The 19,603-nt window shown below is 61.2% G+C and carries 18 protein-coding genes; 12 read left to right on the top strand and 6 right to left on the bottom strand.

The annotated features are described in order from the left end of the window. Positions 1–42: 42 nt before the first annotated feature. Positions 43–918: a DUF1932 domain-containing protein gene (locus ACP148_RS14985; protein ID WP_421952011.1), complete on the bottom strand. Its 876-nt coding sequence runs from the start codon at positions 916–918 to the stop codon at positions 43–45. A 157-nt stretch (positions 919–1,075) separates the two neighbouring features. Next, on the bottom strand, positions 1,076–2,326 hold the full coding sequence (locus ACP148_RS14980; RefSeq protein WP_421952010.1) for an MFS transporter: 1,251 nt from the start codon (positions 2,324–2,326) through the stop codon (positions 1,076–1,078). Between the two features lie 331 nt (positions 2,327–2,657). Between ACP148_RS14980 and ACP148_RS14975 the strand changes: the two genes are divergently transcribed. From ACP148_RS14975 to ACP148_RS14960, 4 genes are all read left to right on the top strand, one after another. Next, on the top strand, positions 2,658–3,620 hold the full coding sequence (locus ACP148_RS14975) for a VOC family protein (protein ID WP_421952009.1): 963 nt from the start codon (positions 2,658–2,660) through the stop codon (positions 3,618–3,620). Positions 3,621–3,783: 163 nt separating this feature from the next. Beyond that, on the top strand, positions 3,784–4,515 hold the full coding sequence (locus tag ACP148_RS14970) for a PIG-L deacetylase family protein (RefSeq protein WP_421952008.1): 732 nt from the start codon (positions 3,784–3,786) through the stop codon (positions 4,513–4,515). After that, positions 4,515–5,186, top strand: a complete 672-nt coding sequence (locus ACP148_RS14965; protein ID WP_421952007.1) for a 4-carboxy-4-hydroxy-2-oxoadipate aldolase/oxaloacetate decarboxylase — start codon at positions 4,515–4,517, stop codon at positions 5,184–5,186. Before ACP148_RS14970 ends, ACP148_RS14965 begins: the two co-directional genes overlap by 1 nt. Beyond that, on the top strand, positions 5,179–6,258 hold the full coding sequence (locus ACP148_RS14960) for a 4-oxalomesaconate tautomerase (protein ID WP_421952006.1): 1,080 nt from the start codon (positions 5,179–5,181) through the stop codon (positions 6,256–6,258). The genes ACP148_RS14965 and ACP148_RS14960 overlap by 8 nt, the downstream gene beginning before the upstream one ends. Before the next feature lie 55 nt (positions 6,259–6,313). On the opposite strand, the gene ACP148_RS14955 is transcribed toward ACP148_RS14960, so the two are convergent. Beyond that, positions 6,314–7,495, bottom strand: a complete 1,182-nt coding sequence (locus ACP148_RS14955) for a LysR family transcriptional regulator (protein WP_421952005.1) — start codon at positions 7,493–7,495, stop codon at positions 6,314–6,316. A 328-nt stretch (positions 7,496–7,823) separates the two neighbouring features. Here ACP148_RS14955 and ACP148_RS14950 point away from each other — a divergent pair, with 328 nt between their 5' ends. Beyond that, the gene (locus tag ACP148_RS14950) at positions 7,824–8,861 is read left to right on the top strand and encodes a sulfate/molybdate ABC transporter ATP-binding protein (RefSeq protein WP_421952004.1); all 1,038 of its coding nucleotides are present in this window, start codon (positions 7,824–7,826) and stop codon (positions 8,859–8,861) included. A 16-nt stretch (positions 8,862–8,877) separates the two neighbouring features. Here the strand turns inward: ACP148_RS14950 and cysW are convergent, their stop codons facing one another. The 3 genes from cysW to ACP148_RS14935 form a co-directional block, all read right to left on the bottom strand. Continuing rightward, positions 8,878–9,711 (bottom strand): sulfate ABC transporter permease subunit CysW, encoded by an 834-nt coding sequence (cysW, locus tag ACP148_RS14945; RefSeq protein WP_421952003.1) that lies wholly within the window; start codon positions 9,709–9,711, stop codon positions 8,878–8,880. Further along, positions 9,708–10,535: a sulfate ABC transporter permease subunit CysT gene (gene cysT / locus ACP148_RS14940; RefSeq protein ID WP_421952192.1), complete on the bottom strand. Its 828-nt coding sequence runs from the start codon at positions 10,533–10,535 to the stop codon at positions 9,708–9,710. Before cysT ends, cysW begins: the two co-directional genes overlap by 4 nt. A gap of 90 nt (positions 10,536–10,625) precedes the next feature. After that, entirely contained in the window at positions 10,626–11,615 is a 990-nt protein-coding gene (locus ACP148_RS14935) for a sulfate ABC transporter substrate-binding protein (RefSeq protein ID WP_421952002.1), read from the bottom strand. 377 nt (positions 11,616–11,992) lie between these two features. Between ACP148_RS14935 and ACP148_RS14930 the strand changes: the two genes are divergently transcribed. The 7 genes from ACP148_RS14930 (at position 11,993) to ACP148_RS14900 (ending at position 19,576) form a co-directional block, all read left to right on the top strand. Continuing rightward, positions 11,993–13,030 (top strand): LacI family DNA-binding transcriptional regulator, encoded by a 1,038-nt coding sequence (locus tag ACP148_RS14930; protein WP_421952001.1) that lies wholly within the window; start codon positions 11,993–11,995, stop codon positions 13,028–13,030. After that, positions 13,027–14,637, top strand: coding sequence for an FAD-dependent oxidoreductase (locus tag ACP148_RS14925; protein ID WP_421952000.1), 1,611 nt, complete (start codon positions 13,027–13,029; stop codon positions 14,635–14,637). The genes ACP148_RS14930 and ACP148_RS14925 overlap by 4 nt, the downstream gene beginning before the upstream one ends. A 37-nt stretch (positions 14,638–14,674) precedes the next feature. Continuing rightward, positions 14,675–15,940, top strand: a complete 1,266-nt coding sequence (locus ACP148_RS14920; RefSeq protein ID WP_421951999.1) for an ABC transporter substrate-binding protein — start codon at positions 14,675–14,677, stop codon at positions 15,938–15,940. 124 nt (positions 15,941–16,064) lie between these two features. Continuing rightward, complete coding sequence (locus tag ACP148_RS14915; RefSeq protein ID WP_421951998.1) at positions 16,065–16,994, top strand: carbohydrate ABC transporter permease; 930 nt, start codon at positions 16,065–16,067, stop codon at positions 16,992–16,994. Next, on the top strand, positions 16,984–17,826 hold the full coding sequence (locus ACP148_RS14910; RefSeq protein ID WP_421951997.1) for a carbohydrate ABC transporter permease: 843 nt from the start codon (positions 16,984–16,986) through the stop codon (positions 17,824–17,826). Before ACP148_RS14915 ends, ACP148_RS14910 begins: the two co-directional genes overlap by 11 nt. 2 nt (positions 17,827–17,828) lie before the next feature. Continuing rightward, positions 17,829–18,878 (top strand): ABC transporter ATP-binding protein, encoded by a 1,050-nt coding sequence (locus tag ACP148_RS14905; protein WP_421951996.1) that lies wholly within the window; start codon positions 17,829–17,831, stop codon positions 18,876–18,878. 11 nt (positions 18,879–18,889) lie between these two features. Further along, a complete protein-coding gene (locus ACP148_RS14900; RefSeq protein ID WP_421951995.1) occupies positions 18,890–19,576 on the top strand; it encodes a hypothetical protein in 687 nt (228 codons plus the stop codon). Positions 19,577–19,603: the final 27 nt, after the last annotated feature.

Here is a 19,603-nt window from a genome sequence, read left to right as displayed (position 1 = left end):
TTTGCGCATCTGTCAGCCAGAGATGCCGGGCGGGAGGAGATTTCAGATCTTGCCCAGCGCCGCAAGAACCTCATCGACCGAGTCTGTCTCGATGGGCAGATCGCCCAGCAGTTGCTCCCATTTCGCCGTGGCGCACGCCATGTCGTCGGGCAGGCCCAGTTCGGCAACCATATTGGCCGCTTCCACCATCTCGGCGGCCCGGCGGCGTCCATGCACCGTCATGCGATCCATCGTATAGGCTCGTTTTTTCCGCCAGTCGATTTCGGGGTCGCTGGCTTCGAGCGAAGCGAGAACTTCCTCTTCGACGCCCCCCAGCCGCGCCGCGAGAAAGCATTCGGCAACGACCGCTTCCATGCCCTTGATCATCACTGATCGGGTGAGCTTGATGGCCGAAGCCTGTCCGACGCGCTCGCCCACGACGCGCGGCTCCATCCCCATCTTTACGAGGATCGCTGCAGCCTGCTCGGCCTTTGGCCCGGCCAGCAGGATCGGCGTCTTTTCCTTTCTGGGATAGACCGGCGCCATGATGGCCATGTCGATATAGTCGGTTTTCCCCGGCTCCAGCGCGCTCGCGGCGCGGGCCTTGGTCTGGGGCGAACACGAATTGCCGTCGATATAGAGCGTGCCCGGCCTTAGATATTGCGCAGTGTCTATCGCCGCATCGAGCGCCCGGTCCGCATAAACGAGGCTGATCACGATATCGGCCTCGCCATAGGCCTCGCGCGGCGTATCGCAACAGGTGACGGCGTTGAGATCGCACCGTTCCAGGATCGCATCGCGTTCGGACGCCACATCGATCTTTTCATCGAACGCGCGGACCGAGTGCAACGTTTCCCGGTTCCATCCCGATGAAAAGGCCGCCGCTGCTTCGCCGAACCCGCGCAGCGCGAGGCCGAATTTGCCCTGATTATCGGTCATGCTTCCTCCAGTCTCTGGTGCCTGGAACGGTGCTGCAATAGAGAGAAATTGCCAACAGCTTATAGCCCAGGGTTATGCCTTGGGTTCCAAAATCGAACTGCTGGCCCGCCTTGGCGATATAAGCTGGGGCATCCGTTCTTATGCCGCTGGGAGCCCCCTACGGCTCGGGCTGGTCCCCGAGCCGCTTGACGCGCCTCAGTTGCGGGAACATCACCGCCCAAAGGCCCGAAATCCCGACAATCGCAGCGCCGCCGATGGCAACGGCGGCGATCGGCCCTACCCAGACCGCCATGACGCCGGCCCGGAAGGCCCCCAGTTCGTTGGAGGCGCCGATGAACACCTGGTTGACGGCATTGACCCGCCCGCGCACGTCGTCCGGCGTCCAGACCTGAACGAGGATAGAGCGGATATTGACGCTGATCATATCGAAGCCCCCGATCAGGACCAGCATTGCAAAGGACAGCCAGAAAATCTCCGAGACCGCAAACACCCAGGTTGCCAACCCGAAACAGGTCACCGCAAAGAACATTATGAGCCCCGCATGGTTGCGGATAGGGCGGGCCATAAAGACAATGCCGATGACGATGGCGCCGATGGCCGGTCCCGCCCGCAACAGCCCCAGCCCTTCGGGTCCCACCTCCAGGATATCGCGCGCATAAACCGGCAGGAGCGCCAGGGCGCCGCCGAAAAGCACTGCAAACAGATCAAGCGAAATCGCGCCCAGCAGGGGCTTGTTGTTCCAGATATAGCGAAAGCCCGCGCTGATGGTCGCCCAGCTCGCCGGCGCCCGGCCGCTTGCGCTGTTGAGCCGGGGTACGCCGATAAAAACCAGCGCCGAGGCCACGATCAGCAGGCCCATTGTCGCCCCATACGCATATTCGGGCCCGATGGCATAAAGCAGTCCCCCGACCACCGGGCCGCAGATTGTCGCAAACTGATTTCCGGTCGAATTGGCCGCTATGGCATTGGGCAGATGCGAGGCAGGAACGAGGTTGGGCACGATCGATTGCCGCGCCGGATTGTAGAATGCCCGCGCCACGCCAAACAGCGCGATGATAAGAAAGATCGGCAGCGGGGAGGCAAGCCCGAGCATCGCTGCAGCCAGCAGCATCAGCGCCACCCCCGCCTCGGCAATCATGCACGCGCCCATTATCGAACGGCGCGAGAAGCGGTCGGCCACCTGTCCCGTCACCAGCACCAGAAGCAAAGCCGGCATGAATTGCGACAGCCCCACAATGCCCAGATCCAGGGGATTGCGGGTCAGATCGTAGATATACCAGCCCACGGCAACTGTCTGGATCTGAACGGCAAACCCGTTAAGGATCAGCGCGAACCAGTAGAACCGGTATCCTCGGTTGGAAAATGCCGCAAATCGGCCCGCGGGCTCGCGGTCAGATGCGGTTACCACGCCCGGTTTCCCGATGCGTTGGCGTCCGGGTTTTCCTCAAGGGCTCTCTCGGTCGATCCCATTGTCTCTTATTTCTCCGCCCGCCATCCCGTGTCCGGTAGCGTCATAGGCCAGTCCATGCGCAATAGCCAATAGCCAGATTCAATATCTGATAGAGCAAATTGCTACCGCCTTGCCATCGCTCTGCTGCCCCGACCAATGCTTCGCCCCCGCACTTGCAGCAACTGCATATAGCGCGAAATTATACGACGGGCTCCGAAATCAATTTGTACGGATCGAGCTACCTCCACTAGGGTGCGGACATATTTGGTCCTCAGCCAAGGGAGTCTTTTTGTCCGAGCCTTTCTACGATATTGCCCATCTGGGCCACGTTGAACTCCTGAGCGACCGCTTCGAGGAGAGCCTGGATTTCTTCACGCGGGTCTATGGGCTCAAGGAAAGCGGGCGCGAGGGCGACAGTGTTTATCTGCGTGCCTGGGACGACTATGAGTTCCACACCCTCAAGCTGACCCGTTCGGAAACCACCGGCATCGGCCATGTTGCCTATCGTGCGTCGTCCGAAGCGGCGCTCATGCGACGCGTCGAGGCGATCAAGGCCAGCCGGTTCAAATCGATTGGCTGGGTCGAGGGCGATATCGGTCACGGCAGGGCCTTCAGGTTCGAAGATCCGTTCGGGCACGTCTTCGAGATCTACTGGGACACCAGGGTCTATGAGCCTGCGCCGGGCGATGCCTCGGCGCTCAAGAACCTGGCCAGTCGGTATCACGGGCAGGGCTGCAGTCCGCGTCGGCTCGATCATATCAATCTCCTGGCCCAAGACGTCACCGAATTCCGCGCTTTCATGGAAACCTGTCTGGGCAGCCGCGTCACCGAGATGATCGCGCTCGACAATGGCCGGCTCGGCGGGTGCTGGTTCACCGTCAACAACAAGACCTACGACCTGGCCTGTACAGAAGAACATGGCGGCGGGCAGGGGCGTTTCCATCACGTCACCTACGCCACCGATCAGCGCGAGGACATTCTGCGCGCCGCTGACATTTTCCTGGAAAACGGCGTGCATATCGAAACCGGCCCGCACAAGCATGCCATCCAGGGCACCTTCTTTCTCTATGTCTGGGAGCCTGCCGGCAACCGGGTGGAACTGGCCAATGCCGGGGCTCGCCTGATTCTGGCGCCCGACTGGAAGCCGGTGGTCTGGACCGAGGCCGACCGGAAAAAGGGACAGGCCTGGGGCCTGAAAACCATCGAGACTTTCCACACCCACGGCACGCCGCCCGTGGAGAAAAATAGCTAGAGCTTTTCCAGGATAAGTGGAAACCGCTTATCCGGTTCGGAAGCGCGACAAACCAAGGACTTATAGATCAAGTCCGCGATTCAATGACCCGAAGGGCCGCGCAAGCGAAAAGCGGATTTGATTTAGGAGCTGAACGCTCCAGGACATCAAGGACAGGACACAAATGGCAAACAAGACAGCTCTCATCGTTTCCGCGCACTCTGCAGACTTCGTCTGGAGGTGCGGCGGCGCCATCGCTTTGCACGCTTCGCTCGGCTATGACGTCACAGTCGTTTGCCTGTCCTATGGCGAGCGCGGCGAGAGCGCCAAGCTCTGGAAGAACGCTGGCATGACCCTTGAAACGGTCAAGACCGAGCGCCGCAAGGAAGCTGAAAACGCCGCCAAGGCGCTGGACGTCCACGACATCGAATTTTTCGATCTTGGCGACTATCCGCTCGAGATGACGCGCGAAGCCAAGGATCGCCTGGTCGATGTGATGCGCAAGGTGCAGCCATCGTTCATGATGACCCATTCCAAATACGATCCCTACAACACTGACCACATGTATGTGTCCCAGTGGACGCTCGAATGCCGCGCCATCGCTCAGGCCTGGGGTCACAATCCGGGCGAAAAGGTTCTCGGCGCGCCGCAGGTCTATCTGTTCGAGCCGCACCAGACCGAACAGATGGAGTGGAAGCCTGACACCTTCCTCGACATCACCCCTGTGTGGGACAAGAAGTGGGCGGCCATCCAGTGCATGGAGGGCCAGGAACACCTTTGGCACTATTACGAAAACGTTGCCCAGAACCGCGCCAATCATTTCGCGCGGAATTCGGGCGGACAGGCCGGTGGCCGGGCCGCAAAATACGCCGAAGGGTTCCAGTCGATCTACCCGCGCACGGTGGATGAACTCTGATGGGTGTCGTCGTCCAGAATATCGAGCGGGCCGATCCCGCCATCGTTGCCGGCCTTGCCGAGTGCGGCGTGGCAACTGTGCATGAAGCCCAGGGCCGCAAGGGTCTGCTGGCCGCCTATATGCGCCCCATCTATTCCGGCGCGCGGCTGGCAGCATCGGCCGTCACGGTTTCGGCCCCGCCCTGCGACAACTGGATGGTCCATGTGGCCATCGAGCAGCTCAAAGAGGGGGATATCCTCGTCCTCGCGCCCACTTCGCCCTCCGACGCCGGATATTTCGGCGACCTTCTGGCCACTTCGGCCATGGCACGCGGCTGCAAGGGGCTCATCATCGACGCCGGCGTCCGCGACGTGGCCGACCTCACGACAATGAACTTCCCCGTCTGGTCCAGGGCGGTCTTTGCGCAGGGGACGGTCAAGGAAACCCTCGGTTCGGTCAACGTGCCGATTGTCTGCGCCGGCGAACTGGTCAATCCCGGTGACATCATCGTTGCCGATGATGACGGGGTCTGCGTTGTCCGGCGCGAAGAAGCGGCAGAGGTGCTCGAGGCGTCGCGCAAGCGGGTGGAAAACGAGGATGCCAAGCGCAAGCGTCTGGCCGCCGGCGAACTTGGCCTCGACATCTATGGCATGCGCGAACGGCTCAAGGAAAAGGGCCTCAAATATGTCTGAAGCAATCGCGTTCGACGATCGGGCCGAAGGCACGCGCGTCATGTGGATGCGCGGGGGCACCTCCAAGGGCGGATATTTCCTTGCCTCGGACCTGCCCGCCGACACCGCCGAACGCGATGCGCTGCTTCTGGCGATCATGGGTTCGCCCGACCCGCGCCAGATCGATGGCATGGGCGGGGCCAACCCGCTGACCTCAAAGGTCGCGGTGGTCAAGCCCTCCGCGCGTGAGGGTGTCGATGTCGACTATCTGTTCCTGCAGGTTTTCGTCGACAAGCCCATCGTCACCGACGGCCAGAACTGCGGCAATATCCTTGCCGGGGTCGGCCCGTTCGCAATCGAGCGTGGGCTGGTTGCGGCAGCGGACGGGGTCACAGATGTCCGCATCTTCATGGAAAACACCGGCCAGGTCGCGACCGCCAGTGTCAAAACCCCCGGCGGTATCGTCGGCTACACCGGCGACGCCCGCATCGATGGCGTTCCGGGCACATCGGCCCCCATGCCCATCGTTTTCGAGGACACGGCGGGCTCGACCTGCGGCGCGCTGCTGCCCACCGGCAATGCCGTCGACAGTGTCAACGGCGTAGAGGTCACCATGATCGATAACGGCATGCCTTGCGTCATTCTCGATGCTGCCGATTTCGGCATCACCGGCACCGAAACCCCGGCTGAACTTGACGCAAACGAACAGCTCAAGGCGAAAATTGAAGAGATCAGGCTTGCCGTTGGCCCCATGATGAATCTGGGCGATGTTTCGGCAAAATCGGTGCCCAAGATGACCCTGGTCAGCCCCGCGCAGAATGGCGGAGCCATCTCCACGCGGAGCTTCATTCCCCATCGCTGCCACGATGCCATCGGCGTTCTGGCTGCGGTCAGTGTTGCCAGCGCTTGCCTCCTGCCCGAGGGCCCGGCTGCACGACATGCCCGGATTGTCGAGGGACAGGAAAAGTCGATGTCGGTCGAACATCCGACGGGCGAGTTTACCGTCATTGCAAAGCTTGACGCCAATGGCGATCTGCTGTCGGCCGGCGTGCTGCGCACGGCCCGAAAGCTGGCCGATGGGATGGTGTTCTAGGGCAAGCACTTGCAGACTTAAAGCCATTCAAAAACGCGCCGAAACGCTCTGGGCATTAGCGGCTCTTGAACTCGGCCCGAACCAGATTGAGAAAATCGTCTTGCATCCGGGTTGGCTTCCAGTTGGCGCGCACGGTCAGCCCGATGGTGCGCCGGCTTTCCTCGATCGAAAGCGGTAACGTGGTCATCAGCCCATTGCCGATTTCGCTTTCGGCCTGCAATCGTGAAACCGCGCCCAGATAGGGTCCCTTGTGCAGCAGCTCGCGCATCAGGATCATCGAACTTGTCTCGACAAGTGTCGCCGGAAGGGACGCTCCTGATCTGAGAATGTGCGCATCGAACTGGTCGCGGGCCGGTGTGCCTGGAATGGCCACCACCCAGGGAAACTCCAGCGCCTGCGCAAAGTCGGGGGCCTTGATCCGCGTCAGAGGGTGTTGCGGCGCCGCGACGATCACCAGTTCGTCGTTGAAGAGATGTTCCTGGAATACATCGTCGACAGGTGCCGGAGACCGCAGGGCTCCGAACAGCAAGTCGAGTTCCGCCCGGCGTAATCCTGCCAGCAGCGTTTCATATGGCCCTTCGACAATTCTGAAATGGACCTGCGGGTGCTTGGCCTGAAAGTTTGCGATCGTTTCGGGCAGGACGTAGGAGCGCGAAAGCGGCATGCCCCCGATGGTGATCGAAAGCGTGCCCCGTCCAATAGCCTCGGCAATCTCCATCTCGGCCTGCGTCAGTTCGGCAAAGGCCAGCTGCGCCGCCTGGGCCAGCAGCTGCCCCGATCGTGTGGGGATCGAGCCGAACTGGGTGCGCTGGAACAGCGTGCGCCCCACTTCTTCCTCCAATTGGGTGATCGCCCGGTGAATTGTCGGTTGCGCTATGCCCAGATTGCGCGCCGCTATTGAAAAATTTTCTGCATGGGCCATCTCGACCAGCGCTTTGAGGCGGGCCGTGCTCGCCGTCAGCCTCGGCACCGTGCCAAGCGTCCCCGCCGCAGCATCAAGCAGTTCCATGGCCCGCTCAACCCGCGAGGCGAGAATGCGGCCGGTGGCGTTGACGAAGACGCCGTTCAGGTTGCGGTCAAACAGCGGGACGGCGAAATGAGCCTCGAGCTTCTTGAGCGCCTGGGTCACCGCCGGCTGGGAAATATTGCAGATCTGGGCCGCCTTGGTAACTGACCCGGTCTGGGCAACGGCAAGCACAAGTCGCAAATGGCGCAGGTTGAGCTCGTGTGATGCCATGTACCCCTCGACCAGACTATCTGCGGCAGCCAGAAGCTAAAGCCGTTTCCCCCTTATTGCCAGTCTTGGCGACAGTTTGGAGCAACAGCCGGGCTGAAATATTTTGGCAAAGTTTGAGAGCAATCGGCGATAGCCGCGCTGCCTGAAAGGCTCGATGCGGAAATAATCGACTGTCAAAAGCGCGCCTGCCGTCAAAAGGCCCACTGGTACTATGTCGGCCCATGCCCTGGGCGGTGAAATCCGGTATAGAAATGTGATACTTCGCCCCCATCCGCCCAACAGTCGAGGATGGGTATGAGGCGGCCCGGGAACCTTGGGGACGACACCATTGGAAGTAAAAGTCAAAAACGTGCGTAAGGAATTCGAGCAGTTCCCCGTTCTTTACGATGTCTCCCTCGACATCAGATCGGGTGAACTGATTGCGCTGCTCGGCCCGTCAGGGTCGGGCAAGACAACCCTGTTGCGGCTGATCGCCGGGCTCGATTTCCCCACGGAAGGCGCAATTTATTTCGGTGATGAGGACGCCTCGCTCAAATCGGTCCAGGAGCGCAATGTGGGGTTCGTCTTCCAGCACTATGCCCTGTTCCGTCACATGAGCGTGCTCGACAATGTCGGCTTCGGGCTCAAGGTGCGAAAAGGCAGCGAGCGCCCCTCGAAAACCGAGATCGAAAAGCGGGCGCGCGACCTGCTCGAATTTGTCCAGCTCCGAGGGCTCGAAAAGCGTTATCCCAATCAGCTTTCCGGCGGCCAGCGCCAGCGCGTCGCGCTGGCCCGGGCGCTGGCCATCGAACCCAGGGTCCTGCTGCTCGACGAGCCGTTCGGCGCACTCGATGCCCAGGTGCGCAAGGAGTTGCGCCGCTGGCTGCGTGACGTCCACGATTCCACCGGCCACACCACGGTCTTTGTCACCCACGATCAGGAAGAAGCGCTTGAACTGGCCGATCGTGTCGTCGTCATGAGTCAGGGCAGGATCGAACAGATCGGCAAGCCCGACGAGGTCTATGACACGCCCAATTCCCCGACCGTTTTTTCTTTTATCGGGGAATCCTCGAAACTGCCGGTCACCATCGAACGCGGCCAGCTCTATTTCGCCGATCGTCCGCTGGGTCTCGATTCACACGGCGTCGCCGACGGTGAGGGGCAATTGTTCTTCCGCCCTCACGATGTCGAAATCGTCTCGGGCGAGGAAACCGCTATCGCGGGAACCGTGACATCGAGCCGACGCACTGCGGGCACGCGTCAGGTCGAACTCGAAGTCGGCGGTGCCAAGGAGCGCGTCGAAATCGAAATCCCGGCCGATCACCCCGCGACGGCAAAATCGCGCATTGCCTTCAAGCCAAGGCGCTGGAGTGTTTTTGCGGCGTGATGGAACGGGGGGACGATCAGTGCGCCGTCTCGCCGCCCCACTCCAGCAGGGCCTTGAGAACGATGGTCAACACGGCCAACATGGCCAGCAGCGTCGCGGCGGCAAAGGCGCCCGTCACGTTGAAATCGTTGAACAATAGGGAAATCTGGAGCGGCAGCGTATTGGTCTGGCCCCTGATGGCGCCCGAGACGACAGATACGGCACCGAACTCTCCCATCACCCGCGCATTGCACAGGATCGCCCCGTAAAGAAGCGCCCAGCGGATATTGGGCAGGGTCACGAACCAGAACATCTGCCGTCCGTTCGCTCCGAGTGAGAGCGCCGCTTCTTCATCCGCCGTTCCCTGTTGCTGCATGAGCGGGATCAGCTCACGCGCCACATAGGGCGCGGTAACGAACAGGCTCACGAGAAAGATCGCCAACACCGTAAACATGATTGGAAAGCCCGCGGCGATCAGCGTCGGTCCCAGCAGGCCCTGCCCACCATACAGGAACAGGTAGGTGACCCCGGCAACGATCGGACTCACTGAAAACGGCAATTCGACAATGGTAATGAGCAGGCTGCGACCCACAAAGCGATGCCGGGTCACCAGCCAAGCCACGGCGATGCCAAATCCCATATTGATCGGCACGACGATCAGCGCGGTCAGGACAGTAAGCCACACCGCATGGAGCGTATTGGGTTCGAGCACATTGGCCAGATAGGCGCTCCAGCCTTCACGGAACGCAAACGCGAAAATCAGGGCGAGCGGAACGACCAGCACCAGCGCGGCCGTCAACAGCCCGGCGCCGATCAGAACCCGTTCGCCAGCGCTTCGCTGGTGCCTTCTGGCCATTGGTATCGCACTCATCGCGAGCCCTCCGCATAACGCATCTGCCAAGTCTGCAACCCGTTGGTCACCAGCAGCGTCGCAAACGAGGCCACAAGCAACACGCTCGCCAGCGCTGCGGCAGCGGGATAATTGTATTCATCGAGGCGGATATAGATCAGCAGCGACACGATTTCGGTCATGCCCGGAATATTGCCCGCAATAAACACAACGGCGCCGAACTCTCCCAGAGAGCGCGCGAAGCTGAGCACGGTTCCGGTAAGAAACGCCGGCAGGATGGCCGGCCAGATCACCCGCGCAAAGACCTGGAAATTGGTTGCTCCAAGGCTCCTTGCCGCCTCCTCGAACTCGCCTTCGAATGCCTCGAGCACCGGCTGCACCGAGCGCACGACAAACGGCAGGCTGGTAAAGGCCATGGCGATGACAATGCCGATCTGGGTGTAATTGACCTGCAGTCCCAATGGCTCGAGCAGTCCGCCATACCAGCCATTGGGTGCAAAAAGCGTCACCAGCATAAGCCCGGCCACAGCCGTTGGCAGCGCGAATGGCAGATCGATCAATGCATCGAGCGCCCGCCGGCCGGGAAAGCGATAGCGGACCAGCACCCAAGCCAGCAGCAGCCCGATCACCGCATCGATAAGCGCGGCCAGCGCGGCCGAGGAAAAGGTGATCCAATAGGCCGAAAGGGCGCGCGAGGATGTGGTTACCCGAACAAACTCGTCGAACCCCAGGCTGGCGGTTTTGAGAAACATCGCGGCCAGCGGCAGGACAATGATGATCGTCGCGTAGGTCAGCGTTATGCCCAGCGACAGACCGAAGCCCGGCAGGATCGATTTTCTGTGCAGTCTTTGCGCCAGTCCCAACCCGTCTCTCCAAATCGCCAAAGCGGCGTGGCTGAAACAGCCACGCCGCCCGATTTTGCAAATGCCAGTCTCTTACTGGTTCAAAAATACCTGGTCGAGCAATCCGCCTTCGGCGAAATGTTCTTCGGAAGCCCGATCCCAGCCGCCGAATTCATCCTCGACGGTCACCAGTCGCACTTCAGGGAAGCTATCGGCGTATTCGGCAATCACTGCCTCGTCGTGAACGCGGTTGAAATTCTGCGCCAGGATTTCCTGGCCCGGTGTCGAATAGAGAAATTCGAGATAGGCCTGAGCGATCTCACGCGAACCGCGTGCCTCGGCAACCCGATCGACCACGGCGACGGGAAATTCGGCCAGCAGCGATACGCTGGGCACCACGACTTCGTAATCGGACCCTTGCTGCGCGGCAATGGCCAGCGCTTCGGCCTCGAAGGTAATTAGGACGTCGCCCAGCTGCCGTTCGACGAAAGCGGTCGTTGCGCCCCGGCCCCCGGTTTCAAACACCGGAACATTACCGAAAAAGCTGGTGAGGAACGCAGCGACCTGCGCCTCGTCGCCCCCGAACGCATCATTGGCAAAGGCCCGTGCCGCCAGATATGTATAGCGCGCATTGCCCGAGGTCTTGGGGTTGGGCAAAATCACGGCAACATCGTCGCGCACCAGATCGTCCCAGTCTCTTATACCCTTGGGATTGCCCGCGCGCACCAGAAAAGCCGGCAGCGAGTAATAGGGCGATGCATTGTTGGGAAGCGCCGATTGCCAGTCCTCGGCCACAAACCCGTTCTGAGCCAGAACATTGATGTCTGTCACCTGGTTGAAGGTTACCACGTCCGCCTGCAATCCTTCGAGAATGGCCCGCGCCTGCGTGGACGATCCTGCATGCGACTGGTTGACGGTCAGTTCAGTGCCGGTCTGCTCGGCATAATAGGGAATGAACGCCTCGTTGATCGATGCGTAAAGCTCGCGTGCAATGTCGTAGGAGACGTTGAGAATGTCGGTGGGCTGTGCCGCAGCCGGTGTCGCGGTGGCTGCAAGGGCAAGAGCCAGAAGAACTTTTTTCACGAAATGCCTCCGTGTGTTTAACCTGACCATGATCATAGAGATTGCGCTTTGCTGGTTCGACGGGGCTAGGCGAATGCGCGATCTAAAAAGCATCTGCGAACAGACAATTTATTCCGATCCCCGTGGCGGCTGCAGAACCACCGTCAAGGCCCACGGCCTTTAGATCGGCCTCGCGCCCTTCGGCCGGGAATTCGACCCGGGAGGGTCGCTTCGACCCGACGATCCGCACAACCCCACGCCACCACCAAACAAGCGACCATGCCTAATCCTGTGTCCATTCCGCCCGCCGTACGCGCACATCCAACTTGACACGTCTCCGACAATTGGCTAGCTAATACGCATAACTAATACGTATTAGCGCGGGAGGAGGCGCTGGTATGGTGGCAAAACGCCTGACGCAGAAGGACATTGCCAGGCTCGCCGGGGTCAGTCAGGCCACGGTCTCACTGGTGCTCAACGGCAGCGCCGACGACACGCGCCGCATTCCCGAGCAGACCAGATCGCGCATTCAGGAGGTGATCGCCAGAACGGGATACGTGGCCGATCCCGTGGCGCGCCGCATGGTAAAGGGCCGCAACGACATCCTTGGCGTTTTCACCTACGAGCCGGCCTTTCCCTCCGCCCAGGCCGATTTCTTTGCCCCGTTCCTTTTCGGTATCGAGGAGGCCGCCCATCAGCGTGGCTATGATCTGCTTTTGATGACCGCCGCGGCCCGCGGTGCCGATGGCCGCAAGAAGATTTTCGACGAGACCAACCGGCTGCGGCTTGCTGACGGATGTCTCGTTCTCGGGCGCAATTTCGATCGCGAGGAGCTGGCGCAACTGGTTGGTGGCGATTTTCCCTTCGTGGCCGTCGGCCGCCGCGACGATGCCGGTGGGCCGGTGCCCTATGTGGGCGCCGACTACGCCGCTGCGACCGGCGAACTCGTCGCGCTGGCGCAAGGTCACGGCCATCGCGCCTTTGCCTATGTCGGGCCCGCTGAGGGCGCCGAATCCACCGTCGACCGCTGGAGCGGGTTTTCCAGCGCGCTGCCGCCCGAGGAACTGGCAATCCATTGGCCCGATGTCGGCAGCGATCCCGAAGCGCTTTTGAAGGCCGTCCGCGCTTCGGGCGCCACTGTGACCTTTTTCACCGAACTGGCCGACGCCATTCCCTTCAGGCGGCTGGCCATCGCAAAGGGGCTTTCGGTCCCCGGCGATATGTCCGTGGTCGTGCTCGGCAGTCACCTCCGGCCGGGCGAGACCGGCACCGCCTTTACCACATACGCCATCCCCCGCGAGGAGATGGGCCGGCGCGCCACGCTTGCGCTGGTTGACCGGCTCGAGGGCAGGGCCGGCCTCGAACAAACGCTACTTTCCTGTGAACGGGTCGAGGGCGAAACGCTCGGGCCACAAAGACCAATGAGTGAATTGTGAAAGACTATTCGACAGATATCGCGATCATCGGCGCCGGTGTCGGAGGTGTTGCCGCCGCCCTCGCCGCACTGCGCTCGGGCCGCAAGGTTATTCTTACCGAGGAATACGATTGGATCGGTGGCCAGTTGACCAGCCAGGCCGTCCCCTCCGATGAACATTCCTGGATCGAACAGTTTGGCGGCAGCCGCACCTATCGCAATCTGCGCACCGCCATCCGCAGGTTCTACCGCGATCACTACCCTCTGACCGAAGCCGCGCGGGCCTGGGACGATCTCAACCCCGGTGCGGGGTGGGTCAGCCGCATGTGCGTCGAGCCGCGCGTCCCCCTCGCCATCATGGAAGTCTGGCTCACCCCCTATATCGGCGCGGGAAAGCTCAAGCTCTTCAAGCCGTGCAAGCCTGTCGCCGCTGAAATGGATGGAGACCGGGTGCGCGCGGTGACACTCCGTCACCTCCGCAGCGGCGAAAAATTCACGGTTTCCGCACGCTACGTCATCGATGCCACGGAACTGGGCGACCTGCTCCCCCTGACAGGCACCGATTACGTGACGGGCTTTGAAAGCCAGGCCGAAACCGGAGAGCCCTCCGCGCCGTCAAGCGCACAGCCCGAAAACCAGCAGGCCGTCTCGATCTGCTTTGCCATCGATCATGTCGAAGGCAATCAAATCATCGACAAGCCCGAAAATTATGACGAGTGGCGGGCTGTGCAGCCCGACTTCTGGGGCGGTCCGCTGATCGGGTTCAAGGCGCCCCACCCGCGCACGCTCGAAATCACCGAGCGCAGCTTTACGCCCAATCCGGACGATGATCCGCTGGAGGTCGATGCCGACCAGCGCCGCAATGCCGGGGATTCCAACCTCTGGACCTTCCGTCGCATCGCCGCGCGCCGCAACTTCGTCCCCGGCGCCTACGAATCTGACATCTGCCTCGTCAACTGGCCGATGATCGACTATTTCGAGGCGCCAATCATCGATTGTACCGAAGAGGAGTACGCCCATCGCCTCAAGCGGGCTGCCGAGCTTTCCTATTCGGTTTTTTACTGGCTGCAGACCGAGGCGCCCCGTGTAGATGGCGGCTACGGCTTTCCCGGCCTGCGCCTGCGCGGCGACGTCACCGGCACCGATCACGGCCTTGCCATGGCGCCCTATATTCGCGAAAGCCGCCGCATCAAGGCGGTAACCACGATCGTCGAGCAGGACCTGTCCCATGCCGTGTGCGGCGAGGCCGGGGCTGTCCACTATCGCGACAGCGTGGGCACCGGCATGTACCGAATCGACCTGCACCCTTCGACGGGCGGCGACAATTACATCGACGTGCCCTCGTGCCCCTTTGAAATCCCGCTCGGCGCGCTGCTGCCGCGCGAGCGCTCCAACCTTCTGCCGGCGGGCAAGACCATCGGAACCACGCACATCACCAATGGCTGCTACCGGCTGCACCCGGTCGAATGGAACATCGGGGAGGTGGCGGGGCTCCTGGCCGCGCATTGTCTCGAAACCGAAACCACACCGCATGCCGTCCAGGCCGACGACCGCCAGCTCGAAGCATTCCAGCAACGTCTGCATCGGGAGGGCGTGGAAATCCGCTGGCCGGATATCCGGGGCTACTGACCTTTTACGTCATCGCTACCTAGAGGAGGAAACTGCAATGACAACAAAGACAATACTCAAATCGGCAACCGCTCTGAGCGGCCTGTTCCTGCCCCTTATGGCAGGCGCGGCGCTTGCTCAGGACCAGATCGATCTTCGCATGACCATCTGGAGCGCCAACGAGGCGCATCTGGCGATGTTCAATGAGATCGCCGAAGGCTTCACCCAAACCCATCCCAATGTTTCGGTCACCTTCGACTCGTTGCCGTTCGATAGCTACACAACGACCCTCACCACCCAGATCGCCGGCGGCAACGCGCCTGATCTGGCCTGGATCCTTGAAACGACGGCCGCCGATTTCGTGGACTCGGGGGCGCTCGCTCCGCTCACCGAGGTCTTTGCCAATACCGAGGGCTATGATCTCGACGACGTTTCCGAGCAGGCCACCGCACTCTGGCGTGCTGATGGCGAACTCTACGCCTATCCGTTCTCAACCTCCCCGTTTGCCATGTTCGTCAACAACGATCTCATCGCCGAGGCGGGCGCGCAAACCCCGGCCGAAATGATCGGAGCGGGCGAGTGGACCTGGGACAACGCCATCGAGACCGCCGCTTTGGTCGCCGACAACGGCGCAAACGGGCTCATCGTTCGCGATTTCAATTATCAGATCTGGCAAAATCTTGCCTCTGTCTGGCGCGGCTGGGGCGCGTCACCTTGGAGCGCGGATGGCAACACCTGCGCCTTTGCCGATCCTGAAATGGTCGACGCCATGACCTTCATCCACGATGCGATTTTCGAGCAGGGCGCAATGCCTCAGCCCGGTGAGAGCGTCGATTTCTTCGCCGGCGACGCGGCAATGACCATCACCCAGATCTCACGCGCTTCGCTGTTGCCCCAGGGCGAAGAGGCGTTCGATTGGGACCTCGTTCCGCTCCCGGCTGGCCCGGCGGGCGAATATGCAGTGATCGGGCAGGCGGGGATCGGCGTCTTCTCCATGGCCGAAAATGCCGAGACCGCCGTTGAGTTTCTTGCCTATATGTCCAACCCCGAAAACAGCGCCAAGCTTGCCCAATTCTTCCCCCCGGCACGCCAGAGCCTGCTCAACGCCGAAACGCTGGGCGAAACAAACCCGCTGCTCTCGCCCGAACAGCTCGAAAGCGTCGTCATCGCCGGCATCTCCAATGGTCAGGTGCTGCCCGGTCATGAAGGCTTTGCCGAAATCCAGCAGGTCGTCCGCGCCGAACTCGATGCCCTTTGGCAGGCAGATGCTGACGTCGCGGGCGTGATGACTTCGGTCTGCGATCGCATAGCGCCGTTGCTCTAGAGCGTGTCCAGATAAAGTGGATACCACTTTATCGGTTCGGACACGCGACAAAACAAAGGTTTAGAGACAAGGATTTGATTCAATCAAATCCTGAACGGCTCTAGAACAGGCTCGGAAACGAAAAATGACTGTCGCGGCTCAAACCTCGAACGAAAAGACCCGCAAACGGCCGTTCTGGACCATGGAACGCCGCGACAGTCTCGCGGGCTATCTGTTCATTGCCCCCCAATTGATCGGGATCACGATCTTTGTCCTGATCCCGCTCGGTCTGGTTTTTTGGTATTCGCTCCACGAATGGAACGTGCTGGCCCAGACCTTCCGGTTCCAGGGCCTGGACAATTATCGGGCCCTGCTTGCCGATCCCGGCCTGCCCCAGGTTCTGGGGGCAACGGCCCTGTTCTCGCTGGGGCTGGTCGTCTTCAATATGGCCCTGGCGCTGCTGCTTGCCGTCCTTTTGGACCAGAAGCTCAAGGCCATTACGGTCTATCGAACGCTGTTTTTCTCGCCGGTCGTCGTTTCCCTTGTGGCATGGACGATCGTTTGGAGCTTCCTGCTGCAAAACAATGGCGGCATCAACGCCATCCTGAGCCTGTTCGGCATCGAAGGTCCCAACTGGCTGCGCGGCTCCACAACGGCGATGATTTCGGTGATCGTCGTGCAGGTCTTCAAGAATGTCGGGCTCAACATGATCCTTTTCCTTGCCGCCCTCCAGGGTGTGCCAAGAGAACTCTACGAGGCCGCACGGGTCGACGGCACGCCCGCCTGGGCGCAATTCACGCGCATCACCATGCCCATGATCAGCCCCACAATTCTTCTCACATCGATCATAACAATCGTGGGGTCGCTCCAGGTGTTTGCCCAGATTGCGGTTCTGACCCAGGGTGGGCCGGGCATGTCGACCACGGTGCTTGTCTACTACCTCTATCAACAGGCCTTCCAGTTCCACAAATTCGGTTACGGCGCGACGCTCTCGATCCTTCTGTTTGCGATTGTCGCCGTCCTGACGTTTGTCCAGTGGCAGATGCGCCGGAGGCTCGTCTTTTATGAAAACTGACCTTTCCCCGCGCATGAAAGTGCTCGTTTACGGGCTGATGACGGTACTGCTCATCCCCTTCGTCTTTCCGACCTGGTGGATGGTGACCTCTTCGATCAAGCCGATCTCGGACATCTTTGCCTTTCCACCCGAAATCATCCCCTCGCGGGTCGATTTTTCGACCTATGCAAGGGTGTTCGAACTCCAGCCCTTCGCGCAGCAATATTGGAACTCGGCCTATATCGCCGCGCTGGTGACGGCGGGCACCATGCTGTTTTCCGCAATGGCCGGTTATGCCTTCGCCCGCATCCGGTTTCCCTTCGCAAACGCCTTGTTCATGGTGGTTCTCGTGGGGCTGCTCATTCCGGCGGAAGTCACCATCGTACCGCTCTTTCAGATCTTTCTGGGCTGGGACATGATAAACACTCATTGGCCGCTGGTCCTCGTGCCGATCTTTGGCGCCCCTTCGGTGTTCGCAACATTCGTCATGCGCCAGTTCTTCATTGCGCTGCCCAAGGAGCTTGAGGAGGCGGCGCGCGTCGATGGGTTGGGGCGGTTCAGGATTTTCTGGACCATCGCTCTGCCACTCGCGCGTCCGGCATTGGCGGCGGTCGCGATCTTTACGTTCCTCCATTCCTGGAATCTTTATCTCGAGCCGATCGTGTTCCTGTCCTCGCCCGAGCTGTTCACGCTCCCCCAGGCGCTGACCCAGTTCACCGACGCCTATGGCGGCGCGATGTGGAACGTCCAGCTTGCGGCGGCCACCATGACCGCAATTCCCGTCCTTATCGTTTTCATCATCGCCCAGCGCCAGTTCGTCGAAGGCTTGGCTCATACCGGGCTCAAGGGTTGACCATGGCTTCCGTATCTCTTTCCGGCATCACAAAATCCTATGGCAAGCACGCCGTTATCCACGGCGTGGACATATCGATTGCCGATGGCGAATTTGTCGTGCTCGTCGGCCCGTCCGGGTGTGGGAAATCCACGCTCCTGCGCATGCTGGCCGGGCTCGAAACCATCACTGGCGGCACCATCGAGATCGGTGACACGGTGGTCAACGACCTCGAGCCCAAGCAGCGCGACATCGCCATGGTCTTCCAGAACTATGCGCTCTATCCGCACATGACGGTGGCCGCGAACATGGGCTTTTCCCTTCGCCATCGCGGCACCGCAAAGGAAGACATCGCCAGCCGGGTCGAATGGGCGGCCGGCATTCTTGGGTTGAGCCAATATCTGGGGCGCTATCCGCGCGAGCTTTCGGGCGGCCAGCGCCAGCGCGTCGCTATGGGGCGCGCCATAGTACGCAATCCCAAGGTGTTCCTGTTCGACGAGCCGCTCTCCAATCTCGACGCCAAGCTGCGCGTCGTGATGCGCAGCGAGATAAAGGCGCTCCATCAGCGCCTCAAGACGACCACCGTCTATGTCACCCACGACCAGGTCGAGGCCATGACCATGGCCGACAAAATCGTGGTTCTCAATGGCGGCAATGTCGAGCAGATCGGGGCCCCGCTTGAGCTCTATGACAGACCGGCCAACCAGTTCGTGGCCGGATTTATCGGTTCACCGGCAATGAATTTCATCCCGGGTACGATCGGTCCGGACGGGTTTTCCGCCGATGGCGTCGCGCTCCCGTTGCCGCACGGCACACGAGCCGACGGCCAGCGGGCCCTCTATGGCGTCCGGCCCGAACACTTCGCGTTGTCGCCGGACGGCCTGCCCGCCGAGATTGTGGTGGTTGAGCCGATGGGGTCCGAAACGCAGGTGACCATGAAGCTCGGCGCCACGCAGGTCATCGGCGTGTTCCGCGAGCGGGTGGCCGCCGCGCCCGGCGAAACGATAACCGTGGCCCCCGACACCACCGCCATCCATCTCTTTGACGCCGAAACCGGCGCCAGGCTGAATTGAAGACAACACCCATGGCCGATCGTTTTTATGCACAATTGTCTAGCGGCGAATTTCCCATCGCCGTTTCCCTTGCCCGCCACGACATGGCGCTCGCCCAGGCGGCGCGGGACGCTGGCGCCGACGCGCTCAAGTTGCACCTCAACGCCTATCACCGCGCGTCCGGCACGACCTTCGGCTCGTTCGCCCAGGAAGAGCCGTTTCTGAGGGAAGTCGCGTCGCTCGGCCTGCCGCTCCTGGTGATGGCAGGGCAGGAGACGGTGCCAACCCTTGAGGAAATGGACGGGCTGGCGCAGTTGGGATTTGAGGGCTTCAACCTCTATTTCGCGCACTTTCAGCCCCATCTTCTGGAATCGAAACTGCGTCCCATGCCGGCCATGGCCGATACAAGCACCAAGGCCGATCTTGACCGGATGAACGCGCTGCCCTGCGCGATCATCGAGGCTTCGATCATGCCCTTCGCCGCCTACGGCCAGCCGCTCGATGACGCCGACCTCGCCGCCTATCGGGCCATTGTGCAGCAAAGTACCGCTCCGGTCATCGCGCCGAGCCAGAAGCGGTTCGTACCAGATGACCTGACCCGGCTCAGGGATGTCGGCGTAGCGGGCGCAATTGTCGGCGTCGTCGTCACCGGCGATACGCCCGAAACGCTCTATGAGGCGGTCACGCCCATGGCCAATGCCGCCCGCCGCTTCCGTTAAATAGGCTCTGGCCCGGCCCGGGCAAAG

Origin of the sequence: Pelagibacterium sp., from assembly GCF_965249125.1 — a bacterium.
GTDB lineage: Bacteria > Pseudomonadota > Alphaproteobacteria > Rhizobiales > Devosiaceae > Pelagibacterium.
Note: the sequence above shows the minus strand (reverse complement) of the source record. Positions and strands in the feature narration are given on the sequence as shown.

Bases quoted from the DNA above. Each gene is read 5' to 3' on its own strand.
- ACP148_RS14985 (WP_421952011.1), bottom strand. From the start codon at position 918: ATGACCGATAATCAGGGCAAATTCGGCCTCGCGCTGCGCGGGTTCGGC.
- ACP148_RS14970 (WP_421952008.1), top strand. From the start codon at position 3,784: ATGGCAAACAAGACAGCTCTCATCGTTTCCGCGCACTCTGCAGACTTC.
- ACP148_RS14965 (WP_421952007.1), top strand. From the start codon at position 4,515: ATGGGTGTCGTCGTCCAGAATATCGAGCGGGCCGATCCCGCCATCGTT.
- ACP148_RS14960 (WP_421952006.1), top strand. From the start codon at position 5,179: ATGTCTGAAGCAATCGCGTTCGACGATCGGGCCGAAGGCACGCGCGTC.
- ACP148_RS14955 (WP_421952005.1), bottom strand. From the start codon at position 7,495: ATGGCATCACACGAGCTCAACCTGCGCCATTTGCGACTTGTGCTTGCC.
- cysW (WP_421952003.1), bottom strand. From the start codon at position 9,711: ATGAGTGCGATACCAATGGCCAGAAGGCACCAGCGAAGCGCTGGCGAA.
- ACP148_RS14930 (WP_421952001.1), top strand. From the start codon at position 11,993: ATGGTGGCAAAACGCCTGACGCAGAAGGACATTGCCAGGCTCGCCGGG.
- ACP148_RS14920 (WP_421951999.1), top strand. From the start codon at position 14,675: ATGACAACAAAGACAATACTCAAATCGGCAACCGCTCTGAGCGGCCTG.
- ACP148_RS14915 (WP_421951998.1), top strand. From the start codon at position 16,065: ATGACTGTCGCGGCTCAAACCTCGAACGAAAAGACCCGCAAACGGCCG.
- ACP148_RS14910 (WP_421951997.1), top strand. From the start codon at position 16,984: ATGAAAACTGACCTTTCCCCGCGCATGAAAGTGCTCGTTTACGGGCTG.
- ACP148_RS14905 (WP_421951996.1), top strand. From the start codon at position 17,829: ATGGCTTCCGTATCTCTTTCCGGCATCACAAAATCCTATGGCAAGCAC.
- ACP148_RS14900 (WP_421951995.1), top strand. From the start codon at position 18,890: ATGGCCGATCGTTTTTATGCACAATTGTCTAGCGGCGAATTTCCCATC.